This is a genomic window from Kushneria indalinina DSM 14324, from assembly GCF_003385845.1.
Lineage (GTDB): Bacteria > Pseudomonadota > Gammaproteobacteria > Pseudomonadales > Halomonadaceae > Kushneria > Kushneria indalinina.
In genome coordinates this window covers 294,092-307,445 of record NZ_QRDJ01000007.1, presented here as the reverse complement: position 1 = coordinate 307,445, position 13,354 = coordinate 294,092, and the positions used below count along the sequence as shown (strand labels likewise).

Genomic DNA, 13,354 nt, shown 5'->3' with positions numbered 1-13,354 from the left:
ACGTCAGCCGGCGTCCCGGGCACTCGGGGAAGGCTCGGGCTGGGCATATTCCAGCGCGTACAGCAGTGCGCCCAGCCCTTCGGGGGCGCGTGCATGGCATCGGGCGCTGGTCATGACGCGAAGCTCGGGGGCCCAGGTCATGCTGCCGTGCGCGGCCAGATGGCGCTCGATCAGATCTACATCCTCGTGACAGCGCAGCGGGCGAAAGCCGCCCAGCCGCTGGTAGGCCGCCATGCTGATCCCCAGGTTGGCGCCGTGAATGTGCTGTCGCTTGAGGTTCTGGCGCCGATGCGTCAGATAGCGCGCGCGCAGATCCGGCGATAGCCGCTGCCATTGATTCAGATGGACCCCGCCACAGACCGCCTCGGTACCAAAGCCGTGCTGGTGGCTCAGCCAGGTGTCGGGTACGCAGGTATCGGCATCGGTAAAGGCCAGCCAGTCGATGCCCGCCGGCAAGGCCAGCACGCCGGCATGGCGGGCCATGCCCACATTGGCAGCGGCCATGCTGACCACGGTAACCCCATGTTCGGCGGCTATGGCAGCCGAACGGTCCCGACAGCTGTCGAGCACCACCACCAGCGTGACCTCATGCCCCAGGCCGCGCGCATGGTCGGCGGCGCGACACAGCGAGCGCAGACACTCGGGCAGGTGCTGCTCTTCATTGTGGGCCGGCACCACCACGCCCATGCGTGCCATATCATTGCCCCTCATTGCCGAACGCCTGACGAGCGGCCACGGGAGACGGCGTGCGCTGCCACAGATCAATCCGGGTATCCCTGTCCTGGTAATGGCCGTGGTGCGCGTAGCCCAGACGCTCGCCCAGCGTGTCGTGAACGCTGTCGGCGTTCAGATCACTGCCGTCGATGGGATGGCGCCAGTGACAGGCCAGCAGCTCGCCGTCATCACTCAATGAGGCGTCAATGCGCGCGCACAGCGTCGTTAGTGCCTCACGGCTCAGGTAGTACCCCATCTCGCTGATCACGATCAAATCAAAACGACCTTCCGGCCACTGCTCGGGCACGGCACCGCCGGTGATGCTCACATGATCCAGCCCGCCCAGCGTCTCGCAGGCGCGGGCCACGGCGCTGTCGCTGACGTCCTGTATCCACAGGGCGTCGCAGCGTTTTGCAAGCGCTGCGCTGAGTACGCCGATGGAGCAGCCCGGTTCAAACGCGCGGCGGTAGCGCTCGCGGGCCAGCATGGCCATTGTCAGGTCGCGCTTGCGCTTTTCATACCAGCGGGTGTGGTAGCGCCAGGGATCAACATACCGGGCGTGCAGCTGTTCAAAGGCTTGAGCATCCAGACGGGTCACGGGCATCGCCTCCGGTCAGTCATGAGCGCCATCGCATGGCTCGCTCATCAGGAAAACTTCATAAGGGCGCATCAGGCGGGCCAGCACCGCCTCGGGCAGAATCGGCGCCTGTCCGGTGTCCGGATCAATACGCAACTGGCTCTCATGGGCCTGAATGGCGGCCTGCTTTCTGGCCAGCATGTTGGCATCAAGCTCCAGACGCCGGGCGCGCGCCCATGGCACGCGGGGGTCGCCCGGCGTGGCCCAGTGCCAGGTCCAGATCGGGATTTCAATCAGGCGCGCCCCGCTGAGCTCACAGGCACGGGCACAGGCGCGCCCGGTGGCTTCATGATCGGGATGGCCATCGCCACGCCAGGTGGTCAGGACCACATGCTCGGGGGTGAGCCACGCGGCGAGATGCTCACTCAGCGCCGCTTCATGCTGTGCCACGGCGGTATCCGGCAGCGCCAGGCGCGCCACGCTCGTGTGGCGCTCACAGCCCAGCTTGAGCAGCGCGCGCAGGCTCTCCTGCGGGCGCTGCTGCGCCAGCCGCTCGGGCGTCCAGTGGGTGGAGCCCGAGTGGCTGGCCGTACCATCGGTGACGGCGATCAAGTGGATGGCATGGCCGGCGGCAGTGAGTTGCAGCATGAGCCCGGCAAAGCCCAGCGTTTCATCGTCGGGGTGCGGCGCGACGATCACGGGGCGCTCATGGGGGGCCACCAGGGCGTCATGCGTTATATACGGCAGCGCTTCGAGCCTGCCCCGGGCCTGCCAAGCGGACTCGGGCGTGCCTTCGCCTTCGATGCGACGATCGTCCTGCATCATGGTTGCCACCCGCTGGCGGTGTCGGCGCAGCGTTGGCCCAGCGCTTCAAGATCGCGTTCGGCGTGGCTCTGGCGCAGATAAACGGGCAGGTCGGCCATCATGTGGGCGAAAGCACGGTCGCGACAGAAGGGGCCGGCGCCCAGCGCGCGGCCGCAGTGCGTGATGATCTGTTCAACGCTGTGTTCGATCAGCGCGCGGGTGCGCAGCGCCAGCCTCTGGTGGTTTTGATCCGGTGCGGCATCGATCGTGGCGGCGGCGTCGCGAAGCCCGGCAAGGCCGGCATGCAGGGCCACATCGACATGCCCCAGGTGCGCCATCATGAGCGTGTCGTCCCGGCGGGTGGCGGCCTTCGCCTGGAGTGCACGCGCAAGGGCCTGCGCACCGCCCAGCCAGCAGGCGGCGATGCCGGCACCGCCCTGCCAGAAGCCGGATCGGTTCAGATAGGCATTGGGTGGGCCGATCAGCGTGGCCCGGGCGTTGTCAAAATCGACCTCAACGCTGGCAGTGGCCTGCATGCCGACGGCCTGCCAGCCCCGGTCGGTGACGTTAACGCCCGGCTGGTCCAGCGCCACGGCGGCGAGACGCTGCTGGTCGTCCTGCCACACGGTCATCAGGGCATGACTGACGATCGAAGCACCCGAACACCACGCCTTGGTGCCGTTGAGAGTGATCCGATCTGCCTCGCCAGTGCTGGCATCATCGCTGATATACACCCGGGCCTGCGGCGGCTCGGCGGCCCACATCGCCCAGCGGGCGTCTGTCGGGGCATCAAACGTAACGCCAAGCTCTGTCATGATCGCCAGCGCGTCCGTGTGCCCTTCATAGAGCTTGATGAGCGCCAGATCGCAGGCTGCCACGCGGTAAAGAACGCGCCATCGCAGTAGCGTGTCGCCGGCGCCGGGCGGGGGCAGCGGCCCCAGGGCAATCAGTCGATCAAGAGGATTGGCCAGCGCACTGATGTGCTCAGCGGGTGTGTCGTGACATGTCAGCACATCGTCCAGACGCCGGAGGGGGGAGGCATCCATGAAAACTCCTTTTTCTGCCTGTCACGGGCGATCCGTGCCCGATAAAAAATGACAGGGGAACGCCCGAGAATAGTCAGGACGCCTGTACGCAACGTTGACCGAAGTTAAAAAATTGCAGTTGGATACAAAAAGGGCTGCCCGACGGCAGCCCCGCGTGACGCGCCCTGTCGCTTACAGGCTGGCTTCATCCAGAGCTGATGACCGCACCCGAACCGAGCGTTTTAAAGACCTGGTGTCGTTGGTTCGGAAGCTGAAGAAAAGTGGCGGGAAAGGCGCATGGCGCAAAAGGCCACCCGCATTGATGCCGGGGTGGCCTTCATATCGGTGGTTCAGTTGCTTACGCCATGTTCGCTGGCATCTTCGGCGCCTTCTTCGATCAGCTCCTCGGCCTTTTGATGCGCTTGCCTTGAGGCTTCGGGCGCCGTGTGATCCTTTCTCGCGGCCGTTAATGTCGTCGTAATGGCGAAGTGATCCGAACCTTGAAGCTTGACCCGGTTCAGGTCGACGAGCTGAAAACCGTCAGAGACAAACATGTGATCGATCGGGTAGCGCCAAAAGGGATACGCGGTGTGATAAGTGCTCAGCAACCCCCGGCCGCGACGTGGGTCCTTGAGGTCGCTCAGCTCGCTGAACAATTGGTTGGTATCGGACCAGGCGACATCGTTGAAGTCTCCGGTAACGATCCAGCGGTTGTCCGGGTTCTGCTGGACATGGCGGGCAACGAGCATGACCTCGGCGTCGCGAACCCGGCTGTCGCGGCGCTCGGTGGTTTCATCATTGTGTGCGATACGATCCTTCAGCCCCGGGGGCACCGGATGAATACCCGTGTAGCGCACAAGCCCCAGGTCCGGAATGTCCAGCGTGGCAAAAATGGAAGGGCGACGTTCGGAGACAAGGTGTGCCACTTCCTGTTCCCGCATGGGGAAGCGTGACCAGAGCATGATGCCCAGCCCCTCGCCTCGCACCTCACCGATGCGATATTCATAGGCTTCACTCAATGGCGCCAGACCCTGCTTCCACTCATCATCGACCTCGATCAACAGCAATAGGTCAGGGTCCTCACGCCGGATCAGATCCACGGCCTCGGCATAGCGGTCATTCTTGTAGTCGACGTTAGCGGTCATGACCTTGAATGTGGCCTGATCCTCAAGGGTCCGGGCATCGGCCGTGGGCACTTCCTTCGGCCAGACAGGTGTGAACGGCAGGATATGAAACGCCTGCCACCCGCCGGTGGCGAGCAGCAGGACCAGCAGCACGGCATGCTCCTTTCGCGGCCTTTTAAGCCAGGCATGCAAAATCAGCAGCAACAGCGTCACGGCTATCGCCAGGGTCAGCTGTAGTCGTGGAAATTCCCAGAGTTTGATAAACCACTGGCCACTGGGAAGCTCGGGGAGCAGGCTTGCCACGATCAAAAGCAGTGTCAGTACACGAACTACCCAGAACAGAATTTTTGAAAACATCATGTTGCTCAAGGAAGGCGTGGCAGCATGACGAATGCGGTCCCTTCGATGGCGCCGGACGCCTGTGTCCGGGAAGTCATCGGGCAGCAGCCACAAAGGATCGAAACGTCACTTCGCCACCAGGTTTCGTTTTGAAACACAATAAACGCTTGCTCATCAAAACAACACTGTCCGGGTCGCTTTCGAGGACGCCCCGGCCGGGAAGGCCCGGCGGTGTCGCGATCGGGGCCGAGCAGAAAGGAGAGCGTGCTGCCAGCGGCGCGACTCGAGCGTGTGGCGCGACGGCGGTCTCAACGGCGGGTTTGGAAGGTCATCCTTATTACGGTACGAACTGCCTAGCGCGAGGCGAGCTGGCGTACGGTCTCGCCGGTCAAAAGGCGGCGCGCGCCCAGATAGTGGCGCTGCCAGTAGGCGCCCTCGAGCGAGCTGATGCGAATGTTCTCGCCGGTACGTGGGGCCTGAATGAACCTGCCGTCGCCCAGATAGACGCCAACGTGGTCGGCGGCGCTGGCGGCCTTGATGCGGAAAAAGACCAGATCGCCGCGTTTGAGCGAATCGGTGGCGACCGGGGCCGCCTGGGACCAGTGATACATGCCGTTGGCGGTGCGCGGCAGCTCGCCGGAGAGCAGGTCACGAAAGGCGTAATAGATCAGGCCGCTGCAGTCGAAGCCGGCCTGGGGCGTGGTGCCGCCCCAGAGATAGGGCCGCCCGAGCTGGTCGGTGACGGTGTCCATGGCGCGTGCCATGGCGATTTCGCCGGGCTGGTCGATCTCGCCGTTGAAGGCGTATTTCTTGTAGTTGAAGTTATCCACACCCGGGGCGATGCCCTGCGGCAGCAGCGAACGGCCCTGAGCGGCCGCCTTTTTCATCTCGGTTTCGGAAAGTCCCATCTGCCGGGCGCGCGCCTGCTCGCGCTTGCGTTTGGCGCGCAGTTCGCTGGCCGTGCCGTGTTCCGGTTGAATCAGCTGACGAGCGTGTGCCTGGGTGGCCGTCAGGGGCAGGGCGGTGACCAGCAGTGCTGTCATCAGCAGGCCGGCCGACAGCTGATTCAAAACGCGACGAATAGCAGTGTGAGAGGGCATGTGAGTGCTCATGAAATCAATGTCGTGTCGGGAAGTGGACCGGTGACGCCGGCGGCGCGCGGTCAGGGATCACGGCAGCGACATTGATAACATCCAGGCGGGGGTCGGGAACATGATCGATGCGCGCATTAAAGCATTGAACGCGCCACGGCGCGATACGCGTAACCTGAGTTATGGAAGGTCGGGGGGTGCCATGTTCACGTAGTGGCGCTTGCCGGCGCCGTGTCAAACGGATGCAGCGCCTGCGAGCCCCTGAAAGGGTCAGACGATGGTTCATGATCTGCTGACGTCCCAGGACCGAAAGCATGTATCCACAGGCGCCTTTTGCGCCGGATATCCGTAGCGCCCCGCCAGGGGCGACGTCAGGCAGGAAGCCGTCGTCTTGTATTGATCAAGGAGGAAAGCATGTCAGCCGTACACGCACAGCGTCACAACACCCTTATGGAAGACCCGTACCCTACGCGCCTGGCGACGCCTGCTGAGCGCAGCTGGTTGCCGCGTCAGGAAGAGATTCTGCGCGGGCCGGAAGAGGGACCGCTTACGAGCGAGCAGCGCGAGGAGTTTCGCCAGAAGGGATATGTCTTTATCCCCGGTTTTCTCGATGACGACGAGCTTGCCGAGTACCAGCGCGAGCTGGATACCCTGCTGGCGCGCGAGGATTATCGTGACCAGGACTTCACCATCACCGAGCCGAGCAGCAACGATATTCGCTCGATCTTTGCCATGCATTTTCTCTCGGCGAAGTTTGGGCAGCTGGCGCAGTCGCCAAAGCTGGTCAAAAGTGTCGAGCAGCTGATCGGCGAGGATGTCTACGTGATGCAGGGGCGCATCAACTACAAGCCCGGCTTTGAAGGCAAGGGCTTTGACTGGCATTCAGACTTTGAAACCTGGCACGCCGAGGACGGCATGCCGCGCATGAACGCCATCAGCGCCTCGATCGTGCTCACCGACAACCATGAGTTCAACGGCCCCCTGATGCTGATTCCGGGCTCGCACGAGAAGTTCGTGCCCTGCATCGGCGAAACGCCGGAGGACAACTACAAGAGCTCCCTGAAAAAGCAGGAAGCGGGCGTGCCGAGCCGGGAAGCATTGGCCGAGCTGGTCGCCGAGCACGGCATCGAGGCGCCCAAGGGCCGCGCCGGTGGCCTGTTGCTGTTTGACTGCAACACGCTGCACGGCTCCAATGCCAACATGTCGCCCGATGCGCGCAGTAATATCTTTTTCGTCTTCAATCGGCGTGATAACGCCCTGGACACGCCGTTCGCGGCCAAAAAACAGCGCCCCGATTTCCTGGCGCATACGCCGGACGGTCGCTGGCGTGATCTGACCCTTTAAGCCTGTCCGGTGCAGGCCGTATAACCGTCGTGAGCGTACGGCGTGCCCCTGGGATGCCCGGGGGCAGATACGAAAGACAAGCGGCAGGGCGCCATCGCGCCTTGCCGCTTTTTATGGGTGTGATAAAGCTTGTGGTGATTCAATAACAACGCATGGATCTTCAAAAGGAACAGGTCATGGCCTTTCAGCCCGGTTTTACCGATGGACGCACCCTTGCCGAGCCGCTGGGCAAGATTGTCTGCGTGGGGCGCAACTATGCTGCCCATGCCCGAGAGCTCAACAATGAGGTGCCCACCACACCGCTTTTGTTCATCAAGCCGGCCTCCAGCGCGACGCCCATGCGCGAGCGCATTCGGGTACCGCGCCACCTGGGGGAGGTGCATTTCGAGACCGAGGTGGCTTTGTTAATCGGTACCCGACTGTGTCGCGCTCGCCCGGAAGAGGTGCTCCCGGCCATTGCCGGCGTGGGGCTGGCACTGGATCTGACCCTGCGCGATGTCCAGTCACGGCTCAAGGACAAGGGCCATCCGTGGGAGCGGGCCAAGGGCTTTGACGGCGCCTGCCCGATGAGTGATTTTGTGCCCTTTGACCCGGAGACGATGCGTCTTGATGATCTGCGCTTTAGCCTGACCATCGATGGCGAACGTCGTCAGACCGGGCATACCGCCCTGATGCTGTTCAAGGCGGTCGAGCTGATCGTTGAGATGTCGCGCTCGTTTACGCTCGAGCCGGGGGATGTGATCCTGACCGGCACGCCGGAAGGGGTCGGGGCACTGCCCGAGGGCGCTCGCCTGGCGCTTGAGCTTGACGGGCATTTCGAAATCACGGGGCGCAGCTGATTTCACGCTGAACCGGCCAGGGCGTATACTCGACACCCTGCGCCGGGCCTGACACCCGGCCGCGCTATCCGCGCAGTGTGTGTCGCCTGCTCCCGAAGATCCGGGAGCCCCGGGGCACACTCCTGTCGATACCTGATGCGTTTTGAGCACGCGGCGCAGCGCCTGTGCCGGAGCGATATCGACAGCGCTTTCGTGGGTCCCGGGCCCATGCCCGACATGATGCGCCCCGAGACCTGTTCGTATTCATTACCATTAAAAGTGATCAGATCATGAGCCAGGAAGACCGGCCGGATAGCCCCTCGACAGCACCGCTTGCCAATGACCGCGCCCATACCCGTCGACACTCGTCTGCCGTGGTCGACGGCCCCGGCAAGGCCGCCAGCCGCGCCATGCTGCGCGCCGTGGGCTTTAACGACGAGGACTTCACCAAACCCCAGGTGGGTATCGCCTCGACCTGGAGTCGCGTCACCCCCTGCAACAGCCACATCAACGTGCTGGCGGACGCTGCCAGTGACGGCGCCGATGCTGCCGGCGGCAAGGGCGTGGTGTTCAATACCATCACCATCAGTGACGGCATCGCCAACGGCACCGAGGGCATGAAGTACTCGATGATCTCGCGCGAGGTCATTGCCGATTCGATCGAGACCGTCGCCGGCTGCGAAGGCTTTGACGGCGTGGTCGCCATCGGTGGCTGCGACAAGAACATGCCCGGCTGCATGATGGGCCTGGCCCGTCTGGACCGCCCCGGCATCTTCGTTTACGGCGGCACCATTTTGCCGGGCGAAGGCCACACCGATATCGTCTCGGTGTTCGAGGCGATGGGCGCCCACTCCCAGGGCAACATGGATCTTATCGACGTCAAGCGCATCGAAGAGACCGCGATTCCGGGGCCGGGCTCATGCGGGGGCATGTACACCGCCAACACCATGGCCTCTGCCATTGAGGCACTCGGCATGAGCCTGCCGAACTCCTCGGCGCAAAATGCCGTGTCGCAGACCAAGCAGGACGACAGCCGCGAAGCCGGTGCCGCCGTGCTCAAGCTGCTCGAACTCGACATCAAGCCCTCTGACATCATGACCCGCAAGGCGTTTGAAAACGCCGTGACCGTGGTCATCGCGCTTGGTGGCTCGACCAATGCGGTGCTGCACCTGATCGCGATTGCCAACACCATCGGCGTGGAGCTTACGCTGGATGACTTCACCGAAATCGGCAAGCGCGTACCGGTGGTGGCGGACCTGCGCCCCAGCGGTCACTACATGATGAGCGAGCTGGTTGCCATTGGCGGTATTCAGCCCTTGATGAAGATCCTGCTCGATGCGGGCCTTTTGCACGGCGACTGCCTGACCGTGACCGGTAACACGCTGGCCGAAAACCTGGCGGATGTTGCGCCCTATCCGCAAGGCCAGAACATCATCAAGCCGCTGGATAACCCGGTGAAGGCCTCCAGCCACCTGCGCGTGCTTTACGGCAATCTGGCACCGGAGGGGTCGGTTGCCAAGATTACCGGCAAGGAGGGCACCCGCTTTACCGGCACGGCGCGGGTATTTAACTCCGAAGAGGAGGCCCAGGCGCGCATCAACGACCTGACCGTGGTCGCCGGTGACGTGCTGGTCATTCGCTACGAAGGCCCGCGCGGCGGCCCGGGCATGCGTGAAATGCTCACGCCAACCTCCGCCATCATGGGGCGCGGTCTGGGCGATAGCGTGGCGCTGATTACCGACGGGCGCTTCTCCGGCGGCAGCCACGGCTTTGTGGTGGGACACATCACCCCGGAAGCCTTCAACGGCGGGCCGATCGCGCTGGTCGAGAACGGTGACCAGATCACGATTGATGCCGAAAACGACGTCATGACGTTGCACATTGATGAGGCGGAAATGACCCGTCGACGCGAGGCCTGGCAGCGGCCGAAGCCGCGCTATACCCGCGGCGCGATGGCCAAGTATGCCCGCACGGTCAGCTCGGCCTCGCTCGGTGCGATCACCGATCTGCCGGAGGCGACCGACGATCTGAGCTGATCCTCGCGCTGGCTTTGCCAAAAAACGCCCCGGCCATGGCCGGGGCGTTTTTTTGTGCCTTTCCCTTTTACGTTCTTATAAACGTTCAGCGCGCCAGCGGCTGTGTTTTCTCGGCAAGCCAGCTGCGGGTCTCATCATCAAGCCCCGGGGCCAGGCGCTCAAACACCGTGTGGTGGTAGTCATCGAGCCAGCGGATCTCGTCATCGCGCAGCAGCGAAGGCTCGATCAGGCAGGTGTCGATGGGGCACAGGGTGAGCGTCTCGAACTCGATGAATGTGTCCGCCCCGGGCTCGATGTCATCGGTCACCCGGCGGTTGGCCACCAGGTTCTCGATGCGAATGCCCCACTGACCCGGACGATAGAGCCCCGGTTCGATCGAGGTGATCATGCCCTCGCGCATGGCGGTCTGCGGCGTGGGTTGCGCGCCGCGGGAGATGACCTGCGGGCCTTCGTGCACGTTGAGGAAATAGCCCACCCCGTGGCCGGTACCGTGGCCGTAATCAAGGCCCGCCTCCCACAACGGGGCACGGGCAATGGCGTCCAGCCGAGGCGCTTCGAGGCCGTCCGGAAAGCGGGTGCGTGACAGCGCCATCATGCCCTTGAGCACGCGGGTGTAGTCGGCCTTCTGGGCCGGCGTTGGCGCACCCACCGGGATAACCCGGGTGATGTCGGTGGTGCCGTCCAGGTACTGGGCGCCGGAGTCGATCAGCAACAGCCCCTGACCCTCGATGGTCGAGTGCGCCGTCTCGGTGGCGTGATAGTGCGGCAGGGCGCCGTTGGCGTTGAAGCCGGCAATGGTGGGAAAGCTGCGCGAGATGAAGTGTTTCCCCCGCGTACGCTCGGCGGTCAGGCGCGCATCGATGGTCAGCTCGGTGATCGTCTCATCAGTGGCCAGCGTTGCCTCAAGCCAGCACAGAAAACGGCACAGCGCCGCGCCGTCGCGGGCCATGGCCGCCCGGACATGCGCGATCTCGTCATCATGCTTGCACGCCTTGGCCAGCGTGGTCGGCTGAAAGGCCTCGATGAGCGTGACGTGCCCGGGCAGCGCCGTGAACAGCGAGAGCGTGACCCGCGCCGGGTCGATCAGCAGCCGCGTGGCCTCGGGCAGCCGCGCTAGGGCATCAACGGCCTCGGCGTAATCATGCAGCATCACGCCGTCATCGGCCAGCGCCTCGCTTAGCGACGCGGGCACCTTGTCCTGATCAATGAACAGACGGGTGTGGTGGGTATCCACCAGGGCGTGGGCGAGAAACACCGGGTTGTAGTCCACGTCACTGCCGCGCAGATTGAACAGCCAGGCGATGTCATCCAGCGTCGAGATCAGATGCGTATCGGCGTTGGCCTCGTTCATGGCCTGGCGCAGCTGCGCCAGACGCTCGGCCCGGCTCTGGCCGGTAAAGGCAGCGTCATGGGCGGTCACCGGCGCCTGCGGCAGGGCCGGGCGATCGGGCCAGATCTCTTCCAGCAGGTCCCGTTCGCTTGTGATCGTGACCGCTTCCCCCAGGCGGTCCCTGAAGGCGCGATGGGCGGCCAGTGGCAAAACGGCGCCATCGAGCCCCAGTGTGGCATGGTCGGAGTGATTGACGGCCAGCCAGTCGATCGGGGCGAGAATCTGCTGACCCTGCGCCACCTTCATCATCTCGATGCCGCTGCCGGCCAGCTCCTTGTCGGCCTGCACCCAGTAGCGGCTGTCGACCCAGAGTCCGGCGAAATCGCGGGTCACCAGCAGCGTGCCGACCGAACCGGTAAAGCCGGTCAGCCACTCGCGCCCCTGCCAGTGCCCGGGGAGATACTCGGACAGATGCGGGTCGGAGGAGGGCACCAGCCAGGCATCAATCCCCTGTTCTGTCATGACCTGTCGCAGGGCATGAAGTCGCTGTGCCGGTGTGTCGATGGAAAGCGTCATTTACGAGGTCTCCTGAGTGCCATGTCCGGCATCATCATGGGTGCTCTTGCCGAGCAGATGGCGAATGGGTCGGATCAATATCATGAGTATGATCGCCCCGATCAGCAGCGCCAGTGCGCAGCGTCCGAAAAGCTCGGGCAGTTGTGCGACCTGCTCGGCGCTGACATGGCCGCCGATCAGACCGGCCACCAGGTTGCCCAGCGCCGTGGCGGCAAACCAGATGCCCATGATCTGCCCGCGTATCGGCGTCGGCGCCAGCTCGGTCATGGTCGAAAGTCCGACCGGACTCAGACACAGCTCGCCCAGGGTCAACAGCAGCAGACTCATCACGATCCACATGGGTGAGACCTGGCCGGCACCGCCTACAATCTGCCAGGCGGCCATCATCATCAGGCCAAAGCCTGCCGCGGCAAACACGAGGCCGGCACTGAATTTGGTGACGCTTGACGGTTCGAAGCCGCGACGGGCCATGGCCGGCCACAGCCAGCCAAACAGCGGCGCCAGCACAATGATGAACAGCGGATTGAGCGACTGAAACCAGAGCACCGGAATCTCCATGCCCAGCACCCGGCGATCGGTGTAGTCCGCGGCAAACAGATTGTAGGAGGTGGGCTGCTGCTCGAATGAGGCCCAGAACAGGGCGGCGGCCACAAAGAGCACCAGACAGACGATCACCCGGGCACGGCCCATGCGATCCAGACCGGTGAAAAACATCAGATAGAGAAACCAGCCCAGCACGAACAGCCCGACGACGTAGCTCATGGTGGTGGCGATCATGACCGGGTTGAAGGTAATGACGCCGGTCAGTCCAAGCCCCGTGAACAGCGCGACCAGCAGCAGGCAGACCAGCACGCCGGTGCCGACATGGCGGCGCCGGTTGACCGGCGCGTCCCAGCTCGATTCGCGCCCATGCTCGCGGTCAAAGCGTTTCATGGAAGGGATGGCGAACACGCGAAAGATGGCCAGCGCTACCAGCATGCCGATGCCGCCGGCGCCAAAGCCCCAGTGCCAGCCGCCACTTTCCATTGCAAGGCCGGTGATCAGCGGGGCGATCACGGCGCCCAGATTGATGCCCATGTAGAAGATCGAGAAGCCGCCGTCGCGACGGCCGTCCCCTTCCGGGTAGAGCGTGCCGACCATGACCGCCATACAGGTCTTGAAAATGCCCGAGCCCAGTACGAGCAGAATCAGCCCGATATAGAACATGGGCGCCCCCCACAGCGCCGACAGCGCAATGGACAGGTGCCCCAGCGCTATCAGAATCGAGCCGTACCAGACCGCGCGGCGCTGGCCCAGCCAGTTGTCGGCCAGCCAGCCGCCCGGCAGGGCGCTCAAATAGATCATCCCACCAAAGATGCCCACGATGGCGGCGGCGGTCTCGCGAGGAATGCCCAGCCCGCCTTCGGCAAGCGTTGCCGCCATGTAGAGCACCAGCAGCGGGCGAATGCCGTAAAAGGAGAAGCGCTCCCACATTTCGGTGAAAAAGAGGGGCCCCAGCGGGCGGGGGTGGCCGAAAAAGCCGCGTTCAGAGGAAGTTGCCATGACAGTATCCAGCAGATAAGACCCGGAAGCGAAA

11 protein-coding genes are annotated in these 13,354 nt (G+C 63.7%); 3 read left to right on the top strand and 8 right to left on the bottom strand.

Annotation, left to right across the window (positions count from 1 at the left end):
- Nucleotides 1–3: 3 nt before the first annotated feature.
- From C8D72_RS07970 to C8D72_RS17740, 6 genes are all read right to left on the bottom strand, one after another.
- Nucleotides 4–711 (bottom strand): glycosyltransferase family 2 protein, encoded by a 708-nt coding sequence (locus C8D72_RS07970; protein WP_211308813.1) that lies wholly within the window; start codon nt 709–711, stop codon nt 4–6.
- Nucleotides 698–1,312, bottom strand: a complete 615-nt coding sequence (locus C8D72_RS07965; protein WP_211308812.1) for an SAM-dependent methyltransferase — start codon at nt 1,310–1,312, stop codon at nt 698–700. The genes C8D72_RS07970 and C8D72_RS07965 overlap by 14 nt, the downstream gene beginning before the upstream one ends.
- A gap of 15 nt (nt 1,313–1,327) precedes the next feature.
- Entirely contained in the window at nt 1,328–2,116 is a 789-nt protein-coding gene (locus C8D72_RS07960) for a PIG-L deacetylase family protein (protein ID WP_115853882.1), read from the bottom strand.
- Nucleotides 2,113–3,141, bottom strand: a complete 1,029-nt coding sequence (locus C8D72_RS07955; protein WP_115853881.1) for an acyl-CoA dehydrogenase family protein — start codon at nt 3,139–3,141, stop codon at nt 2,113–2,115. Before C8D72_RS07955 ends, C8D72_RS07960 begins: the two co-directional genes overlap by 4 nt.
- 329 nt (nt 3,142–3,470) lie before the next feature.
- Entirely contained in the window at nt 3,471–4,604 is a 1,134-nt protein-coding gene (locus C8D72_RS07950) for an endonuclease/exonuclease/phosphatase family protein (RefSeq protein ID WP_115853880.1), read from the bottom strand.
- Nucleotides 4,605–4,936: 332 nt separating this feature from the next.
- On the bottom strand, nt 4,937–5,683 hold the full coding sequence (locus C8D72_RS17740) for a C40 family peptidase (RefSeq protein ID WP_281271609.1): 747 nt from the start codon (nt 5,681–5,683) through the stop codon (nt 4,937–4,939).
- 405 nt (nt 5,684–6,088) lie between these two features.
- On the opposite strand from C8D72_RS17740, the gene thpD reads away from it, so the two are divergent.
- From thpD to ilvD, 3 genes are all read left to right on the top strand, one after another.
- Complete coding sequence (thpD, locus tag C8D72_RS07940) at nt 6,089–7,018, top strand: ectoine hydroxylase (RefSeq protein ID WP_115853878.1); 930 nt, start codon at nt 6,089–6,091, stop codon at nt 7,016–7,018.
- Between the two features lie 176 nt (nt 7,019–7,194).
- Entirely contained in the window at nt 7,195–7,857 is a 663-nt protein-coding gene (locus C8D72_RS07935) for a fumarylacetoacetate hydrolase family protein (protein WP_115853877.1), read from the top strand.
- 269 nt (nt 7,858–8,126) lie between these two features.
- On the top strand, nt 8,127–9,872 hold the full coding sequence (gene ilvD, locus C8D72_RS07930) for a dihydroxy-acid dehydratase (protein WP_115853876.1): 1,746 nt from the start codon (nt 8,127–8,129) through the stop codon (nt 9,870–9,872).
- Between the two features lie 85 nt (nt 9,873–9,957).
- Here ilvD and C8D72_RS07925 read toward each other — a convergent pair whose 3' ends face one another.
- Nucleotides 9,958–11,778, bottom strand: a complete 1,821-nt coding sequence (locus tag C8D72_RS07925) for an aminopeptidase P family protein (RefSeq protein ID WP_115853875.1) — start codon at nt 11,776–11,778, stop codon at nt 9,958–9,960.
- Nucleotides 11,779–13,320: a peptide MFS transporter gene (locus C8D72_RS07920; RefSeq protein ID WP_115853874.1), complete on the bottom strand. Its 1,542-nt coding sequence runs from the start codon at nt 13,318–13,320 to the stop codon at nt 11,779–11,781.
- Nucleotides 13,321–13,354: the final 34 nt, after the last annotated feature.